The sequence below is a fragment of the Hydrogenophaga sp. genome, assembly GCF_041913525.1.
Taxonomy (GTDB): domain Bacteria; phylum Pseudomonadota; class Gammaproteobacteria; order Burkholderiales; family Burkholderiaceae_C; genus Hydrogenophaga.
In genome coordinates this window covers 130,195-151,017 of sequence record NZ_JAYSFD010000003.1, presented here as the reverse complement: position 1 = coordinate 151,017, position 20,823 = coordinate 130,195, and the positions used below count along the sequence as shown (strand labels likewise).

At 66.9% G+C, this 20,823-nt stretch carries 15 protein-coding genes; 5 read left to right on the top strand and 10 right to left on the bottom strand.

The window, feature by feature from the left end; translation table 11 throughout:
• Nucleotides 1-8: 8 nt before the first annotated feature.
• Entirely contained in the window at nucleotides 9-800 is a 792-nt protein-coding gene (locus tag ACE3RQ_RS05660) for a polyprenyl synthetase family protein (RefSeq protein ID WP_374520777.1), read from the bottom strand.
• Nucleotides 801-1,035: 235 nt separating this feature from the next.
• Here ACE3RQ_RS05660 and ACE3RQ_RS05655 point away from each other — a divergent pair, with 235 nt between their 5' ends.
• Entirely contained in the window at nucleotides 1,036-3,420 is a 2,385-nt protein-coding gene (locus ACE3RQ_RS05655) for an MASE3 domain-containing protein (RefSeq protein WP_374520775.1), read from the top strand.
• 38 nt (nucleotides 3,421-3,458) lie between these two features.
• Here ACE3RQ_RS05655 and ACE3RQ_RS05650 read toward each other — a convergent pair whose 3' ends face one another.
• Nucleotides 3,459-4,649 (bottom strand): MFS transporter, encoded by a 1,191-nt coding sequence (locus tag ACE3RQ_RS05650; protein ID WP_374520773.1) that lies wholly within the window; start codon nucleotides 4,647-4,649, stop codon nucleotides 3,459-3,461.
• Nucleotides 4,650-4,698: 49 nt separating this feature from the next.
• Here ACE3RQ_RS05650 and ACE3RQ_RS05645 point away from each other — a divergent pair, with 49 nt between their 5' ends.
• Nucleotides 4,699-5,262 (top strand): hypothetical protein, encoded by a 564-nt coding sequence (locus tag ACE3RQ_RS05645; protein ID WP_374520771.1) that lies wholly within the window; start codon nucleotides 4,699-4,701, stop codon nucleotides 5,260-5,262.
• A gap of 193 nt (nucleotides 5,263-5,455) precedes the next feature.
• Entirely contained in the window at nucleotides 5,456-7,855 is a 2,400-nt protein-coding gene (locus ACE3RQ_RS05640; protein WP_374520769.1) for an MASE3 domain-containing protein, read from the top strand.
• Between the two features lie 87 nt (nucleotides 7,856-7,942).
• Here the strand turns inward: ACE3RQ_RS05640 and ACE3RQ_RS05635 are convergent, their stop codons facing one another.
• The 3 genes from ACE3RQ_RS05635 to ACE3RQ_RS05625 all read right to left on the bottom strand — a co-directional run bounded on the left by ACE3RQ_RS05635 (nucleotide 7,943) and on the right by ACE3RQ_RS05625 (nucleotide 11,027).
• Entirely contained in the window at nucleotides 7,943-9,250 is a 1,308-nt protein-coding gene (locus ACE3RQ_RS05635) for a TRAP transporter large permease (protein ID WP_374520767.1), read from the bottom strand.
• Nucleotides 9,251-9,269: 19 nt separating this feature from the next.
• On the bottom strand, nucleotides 9,270-9,806 hold the full coding sequence (locus tag ACE3RQ_RS05630; RefSeq protein ID WP_374520765.1) for a TRAP transporter small permease: 537 nt from the start codon (nucleotides 9,804-9,806) through the stop codon (nucleotides 9,270-9,272).
• A gap of 66 nt (nucleotides 9,807-9,872) precedes the next feature.
• Nucleotides 9,873-11,027 carry a C4-dicarboxylate TRAP transporter substrate-binding protein gene (locus ACE3RQ_RS05625; RefSeq protein ID WP_374520763.1) on the bottom strand — a complete coding sequence of 385 codons (1,155 nt, stop codon included), beginning with the start codon at nucleotides 11,025-11,027 and terminating at the stop codon, nucleotides 9,873-9,875.
• Between the two features lie 294 nt (nucleotides 11,028-11,321).
• Between ACE3RQ_RS05625 and ACE3RQ_RS05620 the strand changes: the two genes are divergently transcribed.
• Nucleotides 11,322-13,433, top strand: coding sequence for a 3-hydroxyacyl-CoA dehydrogenase NAD-binding domain-containing protein (locus tag ACE3RQ_RS05620; protein WP_374520761.1), 2,112 nt, complete (start codon nucleotides 11,322-11,324; stop codon nucleotides 13,431-13,433).
• 44 nt (nucleotides 13,434-13,477) lie between these two features.
• Nucleotides 13,478-14,662, top strand: a complete 1,185-nt coding sequence (locus tag ACE3RQ_RS05615) for an acetyl-CoA C-acyltransferase (protein ID WP_374520760.1) — start codon at nucleotides 13,478-13,480, stop codon at nucleotides 14,660-14,662.
• A gap of 58 nt (nucleotides 14,663-14,720) precedes the next feature.
• Here the strand turns inward: ACE3RQ_RS05615 and ACE3RQ_RS05610 are convergent, their stop codons facing one another.
• From ACE3RQ_RS05610 to ACE3RQ_RS05590, 5 genes are read right to left on the bottom strand one after another with little or no spacing between them, the layout of a single operon-like run.
• Complete coding sequence (locus ACE3RQ_RS05610; protein WP_374520758.1) at nucleotides 14,721-16,085, bottom strand: HlyD family type I secretion periplasmic adaptor subunit; 1,365 nt, start codon at nucleotides 16,083-16,085, stop codon at nucleotides 14,721-14,723.
• Nucleotides 16,086-16,102: 17 nt separating this feature from the next.
• Nucleotides 16,103-18,277 (bottom strand): peptidase domain-containing ABC transporter, encoded by a 2,175-nt coding sequence (locus ACE3RQ_RS05605; RefSeq protein ID WP_374520756.1) that lies wholly within the window; start codon nucleotides 18,275-18,277, stop codon nucleotides 16,103-16,105.
• Entirely contained in the window at nucleotides 18,267-18,755 is a 489-nt protein-coding gene (locus ACE3RQ_RS05600; protein WP_374520754.1) for an N-acetyltransferase family protein, read from the bottom strand. Before ACE3RQ_RS05600 ends, ACE3RQ_RS05605 begins: the two co-directional genes overlap by 11 nt.
• Nucleotides 18,752-19,048, bottom strand: a complete 297-nt coding sequence (locus tag ACE3RQ_RS05595) for a hypothetical protein (RefSeq protein ID WP_374520753.1) — start codon at nucleotides 19,046-19,048, stop codon at nucleotides 18,752-18,754. Before ACE3RQ_RS05595 ends, ACE3RQ_RS05600 begins: the two co-directional genes overlap by 4 nt.
• Nucleotides 19,045-20,820, bottom strand: coding sequence for a hypothetical protein (locus ACE3RQ_RS05590; RefSeq protein ID WP_374520751.1), 1,776 nt, complete (start codon nucleotides 20,818-20,820; stop codon nucleotides 19,045-19,047). The genes ACE3RQ_RS05595 and ACE3RQ_RS05590 overlap by 4 nt, the downstream gene beginning before the upstream one ends.
• Between the last annotated feature and the right edge of the window lie 3 nt (nucleotides 20,821-20,823).

Here is a 20,823-nt window from a genome sequence, read left to right as displayed (position 1 = left end):
CGTCTGTCTCAGGCCTGGGCGCGAGGCGTGGCCCAGGCCAGCAGGGCAGCGCGCAACTCGGCATCGGCCAGCTCGGGCAGCGCGGCCCGGGCGGCCGCCAGGTCTTGGGCCACTTGGGCCGCCAGGGCCTCACCCTGCTCGGGCAACACCAGCGCCCCCGCCCCCATGCGCGCCTCCACCGCCCACTGATGGGCCATGCCCAGGTGGCGGCCATACAAGGCCAAGCCCTCTTCGGTGGCGGCATCGGCCCCGCACAGCAACGCCGCGCAACGCGCGCCGGCTTCAAACAAGGTGGCGCTGCGCGCCTGCAGGATGCGACGGCAAGCCGCCCAATCCAGGCCCGGCCCGGCCAAGGCCTGCTGGTACATCACCGAGCCCTCGGCGATCACGTTGGTGGCGTCTGAGAGCAGGCGCAGCACGCGCATGTCGCCCAGGTCCACCAGCAAACGAAACGCCCCGGTGTAGAGCAGATCGCCCAGCAACACATGGCTGGCATTGCCGCCAAAGGCGCGCGGTGCGGCGTCTTCCGAAGGCGCGCCATCCAGTTCGTGGTGCAGTTGCAGCGAGGTGTGAATGAACTCCACCGCGCCGGCCAGCATGCGCAGGCGCTCGGCTTCGCCGCCCAGGGCGCGCCCCACCACCATCAACAGGGCCGGGCGGGGCCGGCTGGCCTGGCTGTGCACCAGCATCTGGGCGGCAAAGGCGATCAGTGCCACATCGGTGTTCAGGCGCTGGCGCATGAGCTCGTTGACGCGAGCGAGGTCGGCCTCGATGAGCGGGGGCAGTGGTGGCAAATGCATGAGGAAACAGAAGGCAGGCACCGTGCAGAGCACACGGTCACAGGGCCGCCAATGTACCCCGAACAACGCCACCGGGGCCGCACACAGGCGATCCTTTGCGCCAGCAAGCACCGCCAAAAAAGAGTCAAAACCAATCACAAACAAGAAAAAACAGGAACCTTTGTGTGATTTTGTTCTGCCACAAATGGACATTTAGGTATTAAATAACAACCTCCAACGAGTACCGCCGCTCACCATGACGCAACGCCCTCTCATCCTTCCCATTGCGGTGTTTTGCACCATCACGGGCCTGTGCATGCTGGCGATCATGGCGCTGCCAGCCCAGTGGCTCACGCTATCTCCCATCCAAGGCCGTCTGCCGGGGCTGCACCTGCTGCTGGAAATCCTGGCCTTGATGATCGGCTCATTGATCGTGGCATCGTCCTGGCACACCTTCGAGCGCCGCGACAACCGCCACACCCACCTGCTCATCGTGGGCTTCCTGGTGGTGCTGGCGTGCGATCTGCAGCACGCCCTGACCTACGCCAGTCAGCCGGTCGGCGCACAGGACGACGAGACCCCACTGGCGCTTTATTTCTGGCTCATGGGCCGCACAGCCGAACTCCTGACGCTTGGGGCCATCGCCCTGCGAGCTGCACCGCACCTGACCCTGCGCACCTCCTTGCTCAGTGGCATTGGCCTGGTGGCTGCCGTCACAGCCGGTGGCGAGTTGCTGGTGTCGCCATTGCCTATCGCGCTCATGCCTCGACTGGTGCCCATTCACGCCATCGCCAACGTCCTGCTCGTGGTGACCTTCTGGCTGGTCGCCGTCGGCCTGTGGCGGCGCGCCTGGGCGGCATACTCCTACACCCTGGCCACCTTGGGCACCGCGGCCTTTCTGCTCGGATTCGGCAGCCTTGCTTACACACCGCTGTTCAGCCCGAGTGACGTGCAGAACCTCGCGGGTCACGTCTACAAGCTCATGGCCTACGTGATGCTCTACCGCGCCACCTTTGCGGTGGCCATCCGCCGCCCGTTGCGCGATCTTCAGGCATCGGAGCAACGTGAACGAGAGAGCCAGGCCCGCATGGCACTGATCAGCGCCAACCTACCGCACTCGGTGCTGTTTCAAGTGATGCACGCCCCGGACGGTCAGCGGGTGTTGACCGAAGTATCCGACTCGGTGGAGCGCGTTCTGGGACTGCGCGCCGACGAGGTAAGGGGCAATCTGGCCATGGTCTACCGGCATTTTCACCCTGATGATGAGCCTCTGGTGCACGAGGCCCATGCCATGTCCGCCGAAACCATGACGGTGTTTGACCGGGAAGTGCGATTCGTACGACCGGACGGCCAAGTCCGCTGGCTGCACTTTGTTTCAGTGCCTCGCCGCCTGGACGATGGTCGGCTGGCCTGGGAAGGCATGGCCACCGACACGACCGACCGACGCGAGGCCGATGAGGCCCGTCGCCGGCTAGAGCACGAGTTGTTCGAGGCTCACAAGATGGAATCCATCGGCACCCTGGCCAGCGGCATCGCACATGACTTCAACAACGCTGTGGCGGCCATCCTGGGCAACACGGCCATGGCACTGGAAGACCTGGAACGAAATGCCCATGAAGAGGTACGGCGCGGGCTGGAGCAGGTGCGGCGTTCGGCGATGCGGGCGCGCAACCTGGTGAGCCAAATCCTGAGTTTCAGCCGAAAGCAGCCTCTGCAGCGCAGCGCACAACACCTGCGGCCCATCGTGGAGGAGTGCCTTTCGCTGCTGCACGCCACCTTGCCGGCGAACATTGAACTCACCCTGCGCTGCGACGCGCCCGACGCCTGCGCCGAAGTTGATCGCACGCAGTTTGAACAGGTTCTGCTCAACCTTTGCACCAACGCATCCCATGCCATTGGCGAGCGCAATGGCCAGATCGAGGTGACCCTGACCGAACTCAACAGCCCAGAGGGCAAGCGCCTGGTGCGTATCACCGTGACCGACAACGGCCAGGGCATGAGCAAGGCAACCGTGCAACGCATCTTCGAACCCTTCTTCACCACCAAGCCCGTGGGCCAGGGCACGGGGCTGGGCCTGTCGGTGGTGCAGCGCATCGTGCGCGAGCACGAAGGCCAGATTGCCGTGACATCGGCGCCCGGGCAGGGAACGCGGTTCGATATCGACTTGCCGCTGTTCCCCATACGGGAACTGCTGGCCGGCACGACCGAGAGCTCGGCCAAGGCCTGTGAGAACATGGCAAACACGGCACCCGAGCGCGGCCAGTGGGTACTCTGCGTGGACGATGAAACCGTGGTGGCTGACATGACGGGCAAGCTGCTGCAGCGCGCCGGGTTCCGGGTGAGCTGCGTGAGCGATCCACGCGAAGCCATTGAACGCTTGCGCGATGAGGGCGACTCGATCTCCGCACTGGTGACCGATTACCGCATGCCGGGCATCTCAGGGCTTGAACTCATTCGCATCGCGCGCCGCTGGCGTCCCCATCTGCCCACCGTGCTCTTGTCGGGCTATGTCGACGACGAGCTGCGAGAGACGGCTCAGGCCGATGGTGCCTCGCAAGTGCTGGAAAAGCAGGCCATCCTCGACGAACTGGTGCACTCACTGGATAGCCTGCTTGCTGAGCCCCACGCCACCGCCGCATGAGCAAAGAAAGCGAGCACGGCCTCATCCCCTAGGCAGTGTCATTCGCCGGTGCGCCGCCACCTTGCCAAGACCAGCAGGGCCAGCGCGCTGAAGATGGCTCCGGTCAGAAAAGTGGCGCTCGCGCCCAGCGAGTCCCACAGAGCACCCGCCACCACACTGGCCAATAACATCGCCACGCCACTAACCAAATTGAAGGCACCATAGGCGGTGCCACGCAAGTCTGCCGTGGCGGTGTGGGCCACCATGGCCGCCAGCAGGCCTTGCGTCATGCCCATGTGAACGCCCCACAAGGCCACGCCCGCCAACACCACCGCCCAGTGGGACGACGAGGCCAGCACCAGGTCGGCCACGATCAGCACCACCAGCCCCCCGGCCAGCAGGCGGTGGTGGCCCATGCGGTCGGAGAGGTGGCCAAAGGGATAGGCCGTGGCGGCGTACACGAGATTCATGGCCACCATCACCAGCGGCACCAGGGCCAGGGGAATGCCGCTCTGCTCGGCTCGCAGCACCAGAAAGGCCTCGCTAAAGCGCGCCAGGGTGAAGACAGCGCCCAGCGCCACCACCGACCAATAGGCAGCGCCCAGGCGGCGCAGGTTCTCACGCCGAATGGGGTTGACCCGCACCGCCCCTACCGGCCGCTCGGGCTCGCGCACCCCCAGCCACAGCAGCAACACCGCCAGCACGCCCGGAATGACGGCCACCCAGAACACCTGCCGGAAATCGTTGGCCCACAGCAGCATCAGGCCCACCGCCAGCAGCGGCCCAAGGAAGGCGCCCACGGTGTCGAGCGACTGGCGCAGACCGAAGGCGGCACCGCGCAGCTCGGGCGGGGCAATGTCGGCCACCAGCGCGTCGCGCGGGGCGCCGCGCATGCCTTTGCCCACCCGGTCCACCAGGCGCGCGCCCAGCACCCAGCCCATGCCGGTGGCCAGGGCAAACACCGGCTTGGTGAGCGCCCCCAGGCCGTAACCCAGCAAGGCCAGCCCCTTGCGCCGGCCCAACCAGTCGCTGAGCGCGCCAGAAAACACCTTCACGATGAGCGCGGTGGCCTCGGCCAGGCCCTCCACCACACCCACCACCAAGGCACTGGCACCCAGGGCACCCACCATGAACAGGGGCAACAGGCTGTGGATCATCTCGGACGAGATGTCCATGAGCAGGCTCACGAAGCCCAAGGCCCAGATGGACGGGGGCAACTGGCGCAAGACAGTGGTGGGTGGGCGGGACATGCCGGTATCCTCTGCTGACCCGACGTTATACCCGGCAAGGTATTCAGCCATGAGCCCACCCCTGACGCACCAGTTGCGCCTTCGTGTCAACGACGTGGCGAACCTGTTCAATGCGATCGACGCCAACCCGTTGCAGCACAAGCACCTGGACCCGGAGATCGAGACCTTCATCGAGAACTGGGCGCGCAACCTGCCACGTCACGCGCGCATCCGGCTGACGGTTCACCTGGCGCAGCAGCCCCGGCAGCTCGACAGCGACGCGGTGGTGACCTCGGGCGTGCAACACCACTTCGAGGCCAAGGCGGCGCACATCCGCACCGAGCTGCAGCACCTGCTGCAGGAAGGCAGGATGAGCCTGCTGATTGGGGTGGTGTTCCTGAGCTTGTGCCTGCTGGGCTCGCAGGCCATTGGCCAATACGCGGGCGGCACCGGCATGGCCGTGATGCGCGAGGGGCTGGCGATCACCGGCTGGGTGGCCATGTGGCGGCCGATGCAGATCTTTCTGTACGACTGGTGGCCACTGGCGCGGCGCATCCGCGTGTGCAAAGCACTTGGCCATGCCGTGGTGCGCATTCACCTGCCCGGCAGCCCGGAAGGAGCCTCCTTGCAGTGATTCGCCCAGCCTCGGGTAGACAGCGCCCCGGAACCGTGCCAATTCTTCGGCTTTCCTTGACCCAACGCAGTCGGCGCGGCACCACACAATGGCAATCTGCGCCAGGCGAGGTTGCTGCCATGAGGCCGAGGCACCCTCACCCCAACAAGTCCTTTATCCATGGCCCAGCCTTGACGGCCCGGCCCACTGGCCCATGTCCACCAAGTCCATGCCATCGCCGCGCCCCCCCTCTCTGACGTACGGCCTCATCGTCCTGATGTCGGCCATGGGCATGTGGGCCATCATCGTGGCCCCGCCAAGCACCATGCCCTGGCTTCATGAGCGCATGCTGGCGGTGCACCTGAGCCTGGAGTTGGTGTCCATCATCGTGGCCGCGCTGGTGGTCGCTGCGTCCTGGCACACCTTCGACGAGGGCAGCAACCGCAGCACCCATGTGCTGATCGTGGGATTCGTGGTGGTACTGGCCTGTGATTTGCAGCATGCACTCACTTACGCTGGAATGCCGAAATTTTTGGCTGATAGCACCACGCCCAGGGCCATTTTTTTCTGGTTGATGGGGCGCTCTGCCGAGGTGCTGGCCCTTGCCGCCATTGCCCTGGGAGGAGTGCCCCGCCTCACGCGCCACGCGTCGCTGATGCTTGGCGGCGCCACGGCGCTGGCACTGACCCTGTACGGCAACTTGGGCCTGGACCATTTCCCACCCACCTTTGTAGAAGGCTCGGGTGTGACGACCTTCAAGGCCGCCTATGAGCATGCCCTGACCGCCGCAAACGCCATCGTGGCGCTGCTGTTCTGGCGCCGGGCGAATCGCGGGGGCAACGGCATGATGGGCCTGCTGGGCCTCAGTAGCGGCCTGATGGCGGTGGGCGGCTTTGCTTACACCAGCTACGTGGCGCCGTCCGACTTCCAGAACATCGCTGGCCATCTTTACAAGGTGGCGGCCTACTTGGTGCTCTACCAGGTGACCTTCGCCACGGCGGTGAAGCGGCCCTACCAGGCGCTCAAGGCCTCGGAAAACAAGGTGCGCGAGAGCCGGGAGCGCCTGAGCGTGATCGGCGCCAACCTGCCGAACTCGGTGATGTTCCAGCTGGTGATGGGGCGCGAAGGCAAGCGCCGCGCCACCGAGGTGAGCGAATCGGTGCAGCGGGTGCTGGGCTTCACGCCATCGCAGGTGCTGGACGACGTGGAGTGCATTTACTCCCGCTTTCACCCCGATGACCAGGCCGTGATGCAGGCGGCCGAGATGGCGTCGGCCAACAACCTCACGGTGTTCGACCGCGAGGCGCGCTACCTGCGCCCCGACGGCGTCACCCGGCGCCTGCACTTCATCTCCGCACCCCGGCGAATGCCCGAGGGCAACGTGGTGTGGGAGGGCATCTGCATCGACGTGACCGAGCGCCGCGAGGCCGAGGAGTCCAACCGCCGCCTGGAGCAGCAACTGTTCGAGGCGCAAAAGATGGAGTCCATCGGCACGCTGGCCAGCGGCATCGCGCACGACTTCAACAACGTGCTGGCCGCCATTCTGGGCAACAGCACCATGGCCCTGGAAGACGTGAAGCGCGGTGATCGTCAGGAAGCACTGGAGAGCCTGGAGCAGATCCGCCAGGCCGGCTTGCGCGCGCGCAGCCTGGTGAACCAGATCTTGAGCTTCAGCCGGCGCCAGGCCCCGCTGCGCGAGGTGCAGCCGCTGCGGCCCATCGTGGACGAGAGCCTGGCCTTGCTGCGCTCGACCCTGCCCGCGCAGGTGGAGCTGGTGCTGCGCGACGAGGCCCCCGAGGTGTGCGCCAAGGTAGACCGCACGCAACTGGAGCAGGTGCTCATCAACCTGTGCACCAACGCCTGGCAGGCCATGGGCGAGGCCGGTGGCCGCATTGAGGTGGTGGTGGCCCAGTTCCCGGCCCAGGCCGGCGGCAAGGCCTCGGTGCGCCTGAGCGTGATCGACAACGGCTGCGGCATGGACGCTGCCACCCGCCAGCACGCCTTCGAGCCCTTTTTCACCACCAAGCCCATGGGCCAGGGCACGGGCCTGGGGCTGGCAGTGGTGCGGCGCATCGTGGACGAGCACGAGGGTCGCATCGCACTGGAATCCACCCCCGGCGTGGGCACGCGTTTCGACATCGAACTGCCAGCGATGACGCCAAGCGCGGGCATGGGCGCCACAACCGTGGCAGGCGAGGCCGCCACCCCCCAACCCGGCCGCGGCCAGCGCGTGGTGTACGTGGACGACGAGCCGGTGGTGTCCTTCATGGTGAACAAGCTGCTGCAGCGCGCGGGCTATCAGGTCACCTGCCTGAGCGACGCGCGCGAGGCCATGGCGCAGTTGCAGCGTGAGCCTTTCGGCCTGGACGTGCTGGTGACCGACTACCGCATGCCCGGCCATTCCGGGCTGGAGCTGATCCAAGCGGTGCGCCGCCTGCGCCCCGATCTGCCCACCCTGCTGATCTCGGGCCACGTGAGCGAAGCCCTGCGCGAAGCAGCGCAGACCGAGGGCGTGAACTGCGTGCTGGAGAAGCAGCAGACGATTGACGAGCTGGTGCCGCACCTCGATGCCCTGATGCGCGAACTGGGCATGGCGCCCGCCGCCGAGACCTGAAGTCTGAGGCCGTGAAATGACAAAGCCCGCAGGCTATTGGCCGGCGGGCTTTGTCTTGCCTGCATCGCGCCGCGTGGGCGCGACCGATCACTTGCCCCAGTTGGGCAGGAACAGCACCAGGTCGGGGAAGAACATCATGAGCGCCAGCACCACCAGGTCGGCGAAGAGGAACCACATGATGCCCTTGAAGATGCCGGTGGTGGAGATGAGGTTGCCCACCACGCCCTTGATGACGAACACGTTCATGCCCACGGGCGGCGAGATCATGCCGATCTCCAGCAGCTTGGTCAGCACCACGCCAAACCACACCAGGCTCAGCTCGGCCGAGTTGATGATGGGCAGCACGATGGGCAGGGTCAGCAGCATGGCGCCAATGGGCTCCAGGAACATGCCCAGCAGCAGGTAGATCATCACGATGCCCAGCAGCACCCAGGCGATGTCGGCGTTCTGGCCAATGATCAGCTCGGAGATGTAGGTGCCCGCGCCCGAGAGCGCCAGGAAGCGCTGCAGCAGGCTGGCGCCAATGCCGATGATGAGCAGGCCGGTGGTGGTGAGCAGGGTTTCCAGAATGGCGTTCTTGAAGCGCTCCCAGGTGAGCTGGCGGGCGATCACGGCCACCACGCACGAGAGGAACGCGCCGATGGCGCCGGCCTCGGTGGGGGTGAAGATGCCGCTGAACAGGCCACCGAAGATGCCAAGCATCACGAGCAGGATGGGCCACACGTCCTTGAGGGCCTTGATCTTCTCGGCCATGGGAATGTCTTCCTTGACCGAAGGCGCCAGCTCAGGGTTGAGCTTCACGCGAATCAAGATCACCAGGATGTAGCTGACCATGGTGAGCAGGCCAATGGCCACGCCGCCCAGGAACAGCTCGGTGATGGAGGTCTGCGCGATGATGCCGTACAGGATCATGATGATCGAAGGCGGGATCAGCGCGCCGATGGTGCCGCCCGCGGCCACGGTGCCGGTGGCCAGCTCGGCGCTGTAGCGCTGCTTCATCATTTCGGGCACGGCGATGCGCCCCATGGCGGCCGAGCAGGCCACCGACGAGCCACACACCGAGGCAAAGCCCGCGCAGCCCAGAATGCCCGAGATGGCCAGGCCACCTGGCACGCCCGAGAGCCACATGCGCGCCGCGCGGAACAGGCCCTCGGTGAGGCGCGCGTGGTAGCAGATGAAGCCCAGCAGCAGGAACATGGGCACCGAGCTGAGCACCCAGTTGGTGGAGAACTGGTAGGGAATCACGCCCAGCGAGCCCCAGGCCACGTTCCAGCCCATGAGGTACCAGATGCCCGTGAAGGACACGGTGATCATGGACACGCCAATGGGCACCCGCAGGCCGATGAGGGTGAGCAGCAGGCCAATGCCCACCAGGCCGACTTGTACGTCTGTCATGTTGTGTTTCCTGGGTCGATCAGTCGGCGTCGGACGTGGGCGCGGCGCGCTCGGTGTCCAGGCCCGAGGGCTGGTTGGTGAGATAGACGATGAACTTGTAGGCCACCACCAGGAACATCAGGCAGCAGCCCAGGGGCAGCATGAAGTAGGTGGGCCACACCGGCAGGCTGTCTTCGCCCTGCACGATGGAGGCCTTGATGCCGTACTTGCTCATGGCCTCTTCCCAGGAGCGCAGGGTCATGAGCGCGAACACCGCCGCCGAGAACAGCAGCATCCAGCCCGCCAGGTGCTTCTGCACCACCTTGGGCATCAGCTCGGTGACCACCTCCACCGAAATGTGGGCCTGCTTCTGCTCGGCGAAGGCCAGCGGCATGAAGGCCGCGATGGCCATGTAGTAGTACGAGACGATGGTGATGGTGCCGGGCAGCGGGTAGTTGAAGCCGCTGCGCAAGATCACGTCCACCGTGATGTGCAGCATCATCAGCGCGATGGCCAGGCCCGAGATCACCGTGAGGGAGTCGATGATTCGGGAGAGGAATTTGCCAATGGCGTACATGGCGTCTCCTGGGGGTTGGGTTGGCGGGTCGGGTCGCGCCGCCGGCGGGCAGCGCGACACGGGCGATCACATGCCGTAGGTGTTGGCGTCCACCTTCGAGAAGATCTCGTTCCAGTACAAGTCGGCCAGCTTCTCGCGGCTGTCCACGGTCTGCACCAGGCCCACCCACTTCTCCAGCACCGGGCGGAACTGGGCCAGCAGCTCGTCGCCGCGCTTCACCCCGTGGGTCTTGGCGAAGAACTCGACGATGGTCTTCATGTCTTGCGCGGCGAAGTCCTTGGTCTTCTGCAGCAGGGCGGCATCGGGCTGGTGCACGCGGCCGCCGCGCTTCTTCACCAGCTCGATCACGTCTTTCTCGCGCTGGTGGTAGACGTAGGGCACGTAGGCGGGCATCACGGTGCCGGCGCGCAGCATGGCCTGGCGCTGTTCCTTGGTGAGGCTGCGCCAGACCTTGGTGTTGACCTGCGAGATGGCGGTGCCGGCGAAGATGCCACCGGGCACTTGCAGGGTGACGTCGGTGACGGCTTCGATCAGGCCCAGGTTGGTCAGCTCAGGCAGCGAGACGATCACGCAGTCCACCACACCCTGCTTCAGGGCCTCCAGCGCCTCGTTGGACGACATGGTCACCGGCTGGGCGCCCATGGCGCGGGCCCAGCGCGACCAGTGCGAGCCGGCCACGCGCAGGCGCTTGCCCTTCAGTTCGGCCTCGCTGCGCACCGGCTTGCTGCAGTTCAGGTAGTAGGGCGAGCTGCCGGCCGCGCCGGTGAACACCTGGTTCTGCTTGGCGAACTCGTTCATGCACTCGGGGCACTTGGTGAACACGAACTCGGACAGCGCGCCCACGTAGGCCATGCCTTCCTTGCCGCGCACGCGGTCGTCCATGGTGAGCAGCTGCATGGACGACTCGGCCAGCAGGTTGAAGTGCGGGTACTCGGCCGGGAAATATGGCGCCAGCAGGTAGCCCACGTCGGCAATGCCGTCGCGCAGGCCGGCCGAGGTCTCGGCGAAGTTCAGCAGCGACAGGGGGTACACCTTCACGTTGAGCTGGCCATTGGTGGCCTTCTTCAGCGCGGCGGCGTACTCCTGGCCGGCCTTGTCCGAGTCCGAGCCGGGCGGGAAGCCCATGGCGTAGCGCAGGTCGCGCGCATTGGCGCTGGCCGCGCCCAGGGCCAGAGAAGCCACCACCGCGCCGGTGGTGAGGGTGGCCATCAACTTCTTCATCAAACGCATAACCAAAAGTCCTTCAGGTGGATCGGTGGCGGACAAACCGCCGAGAGAGTTGCCCTTGTCGCAAAAGCCATGGACAAGCCTTTGCGTGACGCCTCGCATGGTTAGGGATACCCCCCCGGGGCGTCTTGCGTTTTTTGGCTGGACCTTGGCCGGGTTTTACCGGGGGGTATAAAAAACCCAAGGCGACTGCGCCGCCCCTGCGCCGACCAGTTGGCACAAGACAGGGGCGCGGCCCGCCCCTACGCTCAAACCACATTGACCTGAACCACCAGCCCTCACACCACCATGTCCTCATCTCCCGTGACCCTGCGCAGCGAAGGCGCCATCGGCGTCCTGCACATCGACAACCCGCCCGTGAACGCCCTGTCGCCCGCCACGGTGCAAGGCCTGATCGACGGCCTGGCCGCCTTCGAGGCCAAGCCCGAGCTGCAGGCCCTGGTGCTGCACTGCGAAGGCCGCACCTTCGTGGCCGGTGGCGACATTGCCGCCTTTGAAGACCCGGCCTTCAGTGCCGCGCCGTTCAACGCCTTCCTGGGCCGCCTGGAAGCCTGCAGCCGCCCGGTGATCGCCGCCATCCACGGCACCGCCCTGGGCGGCGGGCTGGAGCTGGCCATGGCCTGCCACTGGCGCGTGGCCACGCCCACCGCCCGCGTGGGCCTGCCCGAGGTGAAGCTGGGCCTGATCCCCGGCTCGCTGGGCACGCAGCGCCTGCCGCGCCTGGCCGGCGCCGAACTGGCGTTGGACCTGATGCTCAGCGGCCGCATGCTCAACGCCACCCAGGCCAAGGCGGCCAGCATCGTGGACGAGATCAGCGACCTGCCCCCGCTGCAGGCCGCCCTGGCCCGCGCCCAGGCGCTGGTGAACGAGAAGTGGGCGCCGCGTCGCACCAGCGCCCTCACCGTGCCCCCGGCCAGCCTGCCCGATGGCCTGCTGGACAAGGCCCTGGCCCAGGCCAAGGCCAAACCGCAGTACCCCGCGCACGAGGCCATCGTGGAATGCGTGCGCGCCGCCGCCACCCTGCCCTTCGCGCAAGGCGAGCAGGTGGAGGCGCAGTGGTTCGCCCGGGTGCTGCGCTCGGGCACGTCCAAGGCCATGCGCCACCTGTTCTTTGCCGAGCGCGCGGCCGAGAAGATTCCGGCCATGCCCCGAAACCTCGCGCTGCGCCCGGTGCAGAAGGTGGGCGTGCTGGGCGCCGGCACCATGGGCGGCGGCATCGCCATGTGCTTCATCAACGCCGGTTTTGAGACGGTGCTGGTGGAGGCCTCGGCCGAGGCACTGGAGCGCGGCATGGCCACCATCCGCAAGAACTACGACTCCACCGTGAGCAAGGGCAAGCTCAGCGCCGAGGAACGCGACCGCCGCCTGGCCCGCCTCACCCCCTCGCTGAACGACACCGACCTGGGCAGCTGCGACATCGTCATTGAAGCCGTGTTCGAGAACATGGCCTTGAAGCAGCAGATCGCCGCGCGCCTGGGCCAGGTCTGCAAGCCCGGCGCCATCATCGCCACCAACACCTCCACGCTGGACGTGGACGTGATCGCCCAGGCCTCGGGCCGCGCGGCCGACGTGCTGGGCACCCACTTCTTCAGCCCCGCCAACGTGATGCGCCTGCTCGAAGTGGTGCGCGGCGCCCAGACCGCGCCCGACGTGCTGGCCACGGTGATGGGCCTGGCCAAGCGCATCGGCAAGGTGGCCGCCGTCTCGGGCGTGTGCTACGGCTTCATTGGCAACCGCATGGCCGAGGTCTACATGCGCGAGGCCGAGTTCCTGCTGCTCGAAGGCGCCACGCCCGGCCAGATCGACCAGGCCATCGAAAGCCTGGGCCTGGCCATGGGCCCCTGCCGCATGCTGGACATGGCCGGCATCGACGTGGGCGCCAAGACCGTCATCGAATACGAGAAGGCTGGCGGCCTGCCGCCCGACGCCACCTACCGCGTGGTGGTGCGCAAGCTGTTCGAGCTGGGCCAGTTCGGCCAGAAGACCGGCACGGGCTACTACCGCTACGAGGGCCGCACGCCCGTGGCCAACCCCGAGACGCAAGCCACCTGCGCCGCGCTGGCGCAGCAGCACGGCATTGCGCGGCGCGGCGACATCACCGACGCCGAGATCATCGAGCGCCTGATCTACAGCATGGTCAACGAAGGCGCGCGCATCCTGGAAGAAGGCATCGCCTACCGCGGCAGCGACATCGACGTGGTGTGGACCGCCGGCTACGGCTTCCCCGACTTCCAGGGCGGCCCCATGTTCCTGGCCGACGAGCGCGGCCTGGCCCACGTGGTGCAGCGCCTGGACCACTACGCCGCCACCCGAGGCAACCCCTACGGCTACTGGACGGTCAGCCCCCTGCTGCGCCGCCTGGCCAGCGAAGGCGGCCGCCTCTCGCAGTACGCCGGTTAAGCCATCCGCCCATCCGATCCCCCCGTTTTTTCACCGGAGAACCCATGAGAGAAGCCGTCATCGTGTCCACCGCCCGCACCCCCATCGGTCGGGCCTTCAAGGGCGCCCTGAACAACACCAAGTCGCCCACGCTGCTGGGCCACGTCATTCAGCACGCGGTGGAGCGCTCGCGCGTGGACCCGGCCGAAATTCAAGACGTGGTGATCGGCTCGGTGCTCACCGCCGGCACCGCCGGCATGAACCTGGCGCGCCACGCCGCCATCGCCGCCGGCCTGCCGCTGCAGGTCTCGGGCCAGACCATGGACCGCCAGTGCGCCTCGGGCCTGATGGCCATTTCCACCGCCGCCAAGCAGGTGATGGTGGACGGCATGGACGTGGTGGTGGCCGGTGGCCAGGAAAACATCACCGCCGTGCAGAACGCCTACATGAAGTGGGCCGCCGCCGAAGCCGACCCGGCCGTGATCGCCCGCGCCGCCCACGCCTACATGCCCATGCTGCAGACGGCCGAGTTCGTGGCCAAGAAGTACAACATCAGCCGCGAAGCGCAAGACCAGTACTCGCTGCAATCGCAGCAGCGCACCGCCGCCGCCCAGCAGGCCGGCCTGCTGGATGCCGAGATCGTGCCCATCACCACCCAGATGGCCGTGGCCGACAAGGCCACCGGCGAGGTGAGCTACAAGGAAGTGACCCTCTCGCGCGACGAAGGCAACCGCCCCGACACCACCATCGACGGCCTGCGCAGCCTCAAGCCAGTGATCGAAGGCGGCGTCATCACCGCCGGCAACGCCAGCCAGCTCTCCGACGGCGCCAGCGCCAGCGTGGTGATGGACCGCGCCCTGGCCGAGAAGCGCGGCCTGCCCGTGCTGGGCATCTACCGCGGCATGTCGGTGGCCGGCTGCGCCCCCGAAGAAATGGGCATCGGCCCCGTGTACGCCATCCCCAAGCTGCTCAAGCAACACGGCCTGAAGGTCAGCGACATCGGCCTGTGGGAACTGAACGAAGCCTTCGCCTGCCAGGCCCTGTACTGCCGCGACCACCTGGGCATTGACCCAGCCATCTACAACGTCAACGGCGGCGGCATCTCCATTGGCCACCCCTACGGCATGACCGGCGCCCGCCTGGTGGGCCACGCCCTGATCGAAGGCAAGCGCCGTGGCGCCAAGTACGTGGTGGTGACCATGTGCGTGGGCGGCGGCATGGGCGCGGCGGGCCTGTTCGAGGTGGCCTGATCGCCGCCCACCCCGGCGCCGCCCACGGTGGCGTCCGGGGGGTGCGAGCATGGCCTGGTCAGCGCTCGCGCAGGCTTTCTTTCTGGTATTTCAACAAGGGGCCCAAAAAGAACTCGTAGGCCTTGCGTTGGCCGATCAGCACGTCGGCTGTCACCGCCATGCCGAGGCGGGCCACCGGGTGCTGCCCGCCCACGGCCACTGGCAAGTGCGTGCCCTTCAGGGCAATGCGCACGGGGTAATAAGACCCCAGGCGCTCGTCCTTCACCGCGTCGGCGGCGATCCACTGCACCACGCCGTCCAACGCACCGAATTTGGTGAACTCGAAGGCGTCGAGCTTCACGGTGGCGGGCATGCCCACGCGAAGAAAGCCCACGTCCTTGTTGAGCACCTGGGCCTCCACCTCGATGCCGCCCTCTTGTGGCACCACCACCATCAGGCCTTGGGCCGGGTTCACCACGCCGCCCACGGTGTGCACGGCCAGTTGCTGCACCGTGCCGGCCATGGGTGCCGTCAGCACCTGATGCTCTTCGCGATACGCCGCCTTGATGGCCTCTTGCTGCCCTGCCTGCCAGCGCCGGCGGGCCTCGGCCAGCTCGGCGCTGGTGCGCGAGGCCTGTTCGGCCAGGGCCTGGGCGCGAGCGAACTCGGCGGCCTTGAGGGCCGAGTCGGCCTCTTTCTGGCGCTCTTTCAACACCGCCAGCTCGCTCACGGCATTGCCCACCTCCAGCCGGGTGTCGATCACCGCCAACTCGGCCATGAAGCCTTCTTTCAACAGGCGCTCGCGCATGTCCAGGCGCTGGCGCAGCAGCGGCAAGGTCTGTTCGATGCGGCGAATCGACGCCAGCGCCGCTTCGCGGTCGGCCCGCTTGCGGGCCACCTCCTGGTCGAGCGAGGCCATGCGTTGTTGCTGCTCGGCCAGGCGACTGGCCAGCAGTTGCCGCTGGCGCTGCAGCTGCTCCGGGCTCGCGCCATCGGGCACCTGGCCCAGGGCACGGTCGCCGCGCCATTGCGCCTGCAGGCGCTGCACGTCCAGGGCGGCCTCCACGCGCTCCTGGTCGGCCCGGGTCCGGTCGGCGGCGGCGATGGTGGCGTCCAGCGCCAGCAAGGGCGCGCCTTGGTCCACGGCGTCGCCGTCCTTGACGTGAATGGCCACCACACGCCCGGCGTCCAAGGCCTGCACCAGCTTGGTCTTGGCCGAGGGCACCGCGCTGCCGCTGGCGGTGACCACCACGTCAAACTCGGCCCACGCGCTCCACACCAGCACGGCCGACAAAGCGGCCAAGATGGTCCAGACAACAGAGCGGGCCAAGGGCGCGGGCGGCTTGGCCTGCACCTCCAGCCACAGCGGCGAAAACGCCGCGGCATCGCCGCCATCGAACACGGCCTGTGCCCGGGCCATGGGCTTGTCCAGCCAACGGGGCATCCCACTGCGCCACCCGGTCATGCGAACACCTCCTGCTGCGTGGGCGCCACGCCCATCTGCAACTCATACAACTGGCGAAACCGACCTCGGCGCGCCAGCAGTTCCTTTGGTGCCCCCTGCTCCACGATCTGTCCGTCCTCCATCACCACCACGCGGTCCATGTCCAGCACAGTGGACAGGCGGTGCGTGATGGCCAGCACCGTGCGCTGGCGGCCAATGTCGCGGATGTGGGCCCAGAAGCGCATCTCGGTGTCGGCGTCCAGCATGCTGGTGGCCTCGTCCAGTATCAGCACCTTCGGGTCCATCAGCAGGGCCCGGGCAATGGCGATACGCTGCCGCTGCCCACCCGAGAGGTTCGAGCCCCGCTCGCCCAACAAGGCGTCGTAGCCCCGCGGCAACTGGCGGATGAACTCGTCGGCCCCCGCCTCACGGGCAGCGCGCACCACCGCGTCGATCGGCGCGTCGGCTTGCCCCAGGGCGATGTTCTCGCGCACGCTGCGGGAGAAGAGCGTCACGTCCTGCGTCACCACCGCCACCTGGCGCCGCACCAAGGCCGGGTCAAGCCCTTGCAGGTCGGCGCCGTCGAGCAGCACGCGGCCCCGCGATGGCAGGTACAGCCGCAACAGCAGCTTGGCCAGGGTGCTCTTGCCCGAGCCCGACGACCCCACCACGGCCACCAGTTCACCAGGCTGAATGCAAAGCGACACGTCGCGCAAGATGTCGCGCCCATCGGGCCGGTAACGGAAACCCAGTTGCTGGAACTCGACGCGGCCCTGCAGGCGGTCCCACGACAAGGCAGCGCACGCGGGCGACTCGACCGGCGTGTCGAGAATGTCGCCCAGGCGGTGCAGCGACACCCGCATCTGCTGGAACTCTTGCCACAGGGTCGAGAGCCGCAGAATGGGCGCGCTGACGCGGGCCGACAGCATGTTGAAGGCGATCAACTGCCCCACCGTCAGGTCGCCCTTCAGCACCAGCTTGGCGCCCAGCCACAGCAGCACAAGCGCCAGCACCTTGTTCACCAGTTGAATGCCCTGCTGCGTGAGGTTGGCCAGGTGCCCGGTGTGAAAGTTGGTCTTCACGTAGTCGGCCAGGCGCTCTTCCCACTGCCGGATGAAACGGGTCTCGGCCGCCATGGACTTGATGGTCTCGATGCCGGCCATGGACTCCACCAGAAAGGCCTGGTTTTCGGCGGCCTTGGCAAAGCGGTCTTCCACATGCCGGCTGAGCAAGGGCAGCAGCAACAGCGACACACCGAAGAACAGCGGCAGGCTCACCAGCACCACCAGCGTGAGGGCCGGGCTGTAGTAGGCCATGACCGCCAGAAAGAACACGGTGAAGAGCAGGTCAACGCCGCTGGTGAGGCCCGTGCCGGTGAAGAAGCCGCGAATGGCGTCGATCTCGCGCGCGCGGGCCACCACCTCGCCCACCTTTCGGCTGGCGAAGTAGGCCATGGGCAAGCCCAGCAGGTGGCGGTAGATCTTGGCACCCAACTCGGCGTCCACCCGGCTGGTGGTGTGCGTGAGCACATAGGTGCGCAGCGCCGTGAGCAGCACCTCGAACAGCGCGCTCACCGCCAGGCCCACCACGATCACGTCCAGCGTCGACAAGCCCTTGTGCACCAACACCTTGTCGATCACCACCTGGAACGCAAAGGGCGACATCAGCGCGAACACCTGCAAGGCCAGGCTGGCCATGAGGGTCTCGCCCAGCAGGCCTTTGTAGCGCGACAGGGCCTGAAAAAACCAGCCCAGGCCGAAGCGCTCGCTGGACCAGACCGCCTGCTTCCTGGCAATGGCCAGCCAGCACCGACCGATCTGAGGCAGCAACTCGTCTAGCGACACGGCTTTCATGCCCACCTCGCCCGGGGCCTGCAGGTAGGCCACGCCCGCGTGTACCCGCCCGATCAGGGCGAAGCGGCCATCGGCCATCTCCAGCAAGGAAGGAAAGGCCGCACGCGCCAGTCCCCGGCGGGTCGACTTCTTCAGCATGACCTGAAAGCCCAGGTGTTGCAGCCCGCGCACCACCGATTGGCGGTCAAACGTGCCTTGATCGGTGGCGTAGGTCTGCCACAGCCAGGCGGCGTCCACGGTTTTGTCGAAGTACAGGGCCACGAGGCGCACGCAGTCCAGGCCGCTGCGGTCGGCCACGGCCGAAGAGGCAGACGCACCAACAGTGGTATCAGGCGGCATGCGGCACCTCGCGAGAGGGGTTTAGCTGAACCCCGTAGTTGCCCCCCAGGTAGGAAAACCCCAGGCGACGCATCAGTCGGTGCGTGAGGTGCACATTCAGTCCCGACGAGATGCCCATGAACACATCGTTGGCCCCACGCGTGCGCGCCCAGGCCACGAAAGCCTTCACCAGGCGAGGCGCAGCCGACGTACCGCGATAGGCTTTCTTCACGTACCACTGAATCAACTGGGCCTGCAGCGCATCGCTGTAGAAGTAGCGCTCCAGGCACCCTATCAGCAGCCCCACCAGTTCGCCAGCGTCGGTCTGCACCAGCAGCACCACGTGAGAGCCCTGGTTCAACTCGAACAGCCCATGTAAGGTCTGCTCAACGCGCTCCATGCACACCGCCACCGGCGCGTGGGCGATCTCGTGTCGGTTCTCCAACGCCAGCGCGAACAGCGCTTGCCTGTCTGCCTGTTCGGCGAATCGAACTTTCATGCTGCCTCCCCCGCCCGAGCGCTCGGCGTTTGGCAGCGCAGCACCCACGCGGCCAACTCGCTCAAGCGTGCGGGTGGCGGCTGTGTGTTGTCGCCGGCCTCCAGGGTGTCCAGCACATGGGATCCAAAGGTGTCGTCGGCGTGCATGAGGAGCTCCAGCCGCGTGAGCGAATCCACGGCCATCTCCTCGAAGCGCAGGTCGCGGGCCACCAGGGCCGGGTCCAGGCGCAGACGCTCCACGGCATATCGCCCCAGTGCCGCGTGCACCGCAAGCTCAGTCAGAACAGCGTTCATGGGCGCACCTCGCCAAGACCACTCGCCGCGAGCACCGCGTTCAACACCGAAGGCGGCAGCATCAGCTCGCTGTACCAGACCGATCCGGCCATGACGAATCGGCCTTGCCACAGACGCCCCCCGATCTCTGCAAACGCCGGATAGCGACCATCCTTGGTGCTCCACGAGGCAGACCGGTTCTGCACGTCGATGGGCACCGACGTCACGTGCAGCACCGGCACGCCGTCCACCCGCCGCTCCACCAAGGTGCCCACCCCCAGGTCCAGGTTGCCGGCATTCGCCGGGGTGGAGAAAGCGATGGTGCCCGGCGTGTCGCCATCAGCCCCCGGGGCGGCCATGGTGATGCGCCAGCACAAGCCCGCCAGGCAGGTGCGCGGGTTGTCCCGGAACTGGGCCAAGGAAGAAAAGAATGGCGTGATGGCATCCATCACAAAGCTATCCTGGTAGGCCACACGCCGAACTTGATAGCCCTTCTGCCTCGTGGCGAACTGCCCGTTCAGGCCCCCCAGGGCTGGCACCGAGCGATAGGGCACCCCCGACAAGTCCCGCTCCACCACGCTGATGCGATAGGTAGGGCCCCAATCGGGCCAGGAAAGCGAGAAGCGCTCGACCAATTCCGCCACCTCGACTTTCACCAAAGGGAATCCCAGATCAAGGTACCAATGGTCCGTCTCCGTCAGCGGCCACCAGATGGCCTGGTAGCCCGAGACACCATTCACCGAAGAGGTGAGGTCATTGGCCCATGCCCCGCCCGACCAGCGATAGGCCTTGGGTCGAAAGCCGTCGTCCGTGACGCTCAGGGTGTAGCCCATCAGGCTGCGCGGGCTGCTGCCCACCAGCGCCACGTCAAACAGCCCTGCGCGCAGCACCGCGAGTGCCTCGTGCACCGACAACTGGCGGCCGCGCCGCGCCTTGAGTTGTTCGACCTCGGCCAACACGGGCAGGGCCTTGATCGCATCGACCAGGCGCAGCCCTTCCGATTCGGCACTCGCCAGCGGTGCCAGACCGTCCAAGGCCTCGGCCACCAAGGCTGCGGCACGACGGCCGAGTTGCGCGGCATCTGCGCCATACACCGGCGCCGCCTGGGTCAGCAAGTGCTGGCGCGCGGCGCCCAGGGCCTTCGCCAGCCAACGGCCGGTTCGCTGAGCCAGGGCGCGCTCATCGGGGGTGATCTCAAGGCTCGCGTCAAAGTAGTTGTGGAACTCGGCCGCCAGGCCTTTGGTGCGCAACAGCGCGCCAATGCGAACCGCGTCCTGCTCGTCGGACAAGTCCTGCTGCCACAAGCCGTTGCCCAGCATGGGGGCGAGCATCACGGTGCTCACTGGGCTGATCACGGATTGGCGAAGGGGGATCGAGGCCAGCACGTAAGCGGCAATGCCCGAGGCCCGCAAGGTCTTGCCCTCGGCCTCGTCCCACACCTCAGGCCCCACCTCGGCGATCAGCAGCTTGTTTTGCACCTCCTGCGCCTTCAAAGGCGAGATGTTGAGCCGGTATTGCCCGCCGCTGACGGTGGTGGTGAAAGGCTCATTGGGCTCGCACACCCAGTTGGTGTTCAAGTCCAGACAGACCTTCGCCCCCACCAGCGGGCCATCAATGGCCACCCCGGTCAACAAGGACTCGGGCGGCACCACCTCTTGCGGTGCGCCTGGGGCACCCGAGGTCACCGAGGGTGTGCCCCCCGATTGGGGTGCTGGCTCACCGCCGCCACCCCCACAAGCTGCCAGCGCGCAGACGAGCGCCACCGACAGCATCCAACGAATGCTGTTGTTCATTGT

Bases quoted from the DNA above. Each gene is read 5' to 3' on its own strand.
- ACE3RQ_RS05625 (WP_374520763.1), bottom strand. From the start codon at position 11,027: ATGAAGAAGTTGATGGCCACCCTCACCACCGGCGCGGTGGTGGCTTCT.
- ACE3RQ_RS05635 (WP_374520767.1), bottom strand. From the start codon at position 9,250: ATGACAGACGTACAAGTCGGCCTGGTGGGCATTGGCCTGCTGCTCACC.
- ACE3RQ_RS05620 (WP_374520761.1), top strand. From the start codon at position 11,322: ATGTCCTCATCTCCCGTGACCCTGCGCAGCGAAGGCGCCATCGGCGTC.
- ACE3RQ_RS05640 (WP_374520769.1), top strand. From the start codon at position 5,456: ATGTCCACCAAGTCCATGCCATCGCCGCGCCCCCCCTCTCTGACGTAC.
- ACE3RQ_RS05595 (WP_374520753.1), bottom strand. From the start codon at position 19,048: ATGAACGCTGTTCTGACTGAGCTTGCGGTGCACGCGGCACTGGGGCGA.
- ACE3RQ_RS05605 (WP_374520756.1), bottom strand. From the start codon at position 18,277: ATGCCGCCTGATACCACTGTTGGTGCGTCTGCCTCTTCGGCCGTGGCC.
- ACE3RQ_RS05600 (WP_374520754.1), bottom strand. From the start codon at position 18,755: ATGAAAGTTCGATTCGCCGAACAGGCAGACAGGCAAGCGCTGTTCGCG.
- ACE3RQ_RS05590 (WP_374520751.1), bottom strand. From the start codon at position 20,820: ATGAACAACAGCATTCGTTGGATGCTGTCGGTGGCGCTCGTCTGCGCG.
- ACE3RQ_RS05610 (WP_374520758.1), bottom strand. From the start codon at position 16,085: ATGCCCCGTTGGCTGGACAAGCCCATGGCCCGGGCACAGGCCGTGTTC.
- ACE3RQ_RS05645 (WP_374520771.1), top strand. From the start codon at position 4,699: ATGAGCCCACCCCTGACGCACCAGTTGCGCCTTCGTGTCAACGACGTG.
- ACE3RQ_RS05630 (WP_374520765.1), bottom strand. From the start codon at position 9,806: ATGTACGCCATTGGCAAATTCCTCTCCCGAATCATCGACTCCCTCACG.
- ACE3RQ_RS05650 (WP_374520773.1), bottom strand. From the start codon at position 4,649: ATGTCCCGCCCACCCACCACTGTCTTGCGCCAGTTGCCCCCGTCCATC.
- ACE3RQ_RS05655 (WP_374520775.1), top strand. From the start codon at position 1,036: ATGACGCAACGCCCTCTCATCCTTCCCATTGCGGTGTTTTGCACCATC.
- ACE3RQ_RS05615 (WP_374520760.1), top strand. From the start codon at position 13,478: ATGAGAGAAGCCGTCATCGTGTCCACCGCCCGCACCCCCATCGGTCGG.
- ACE3RQ_RS05660 (WP_374520777.1), bottom strand. From the start codon at position 800: ATGCATTTGCCACCACTGCCCCCGCTCATCGAGGCCGACCTCGCTCGC.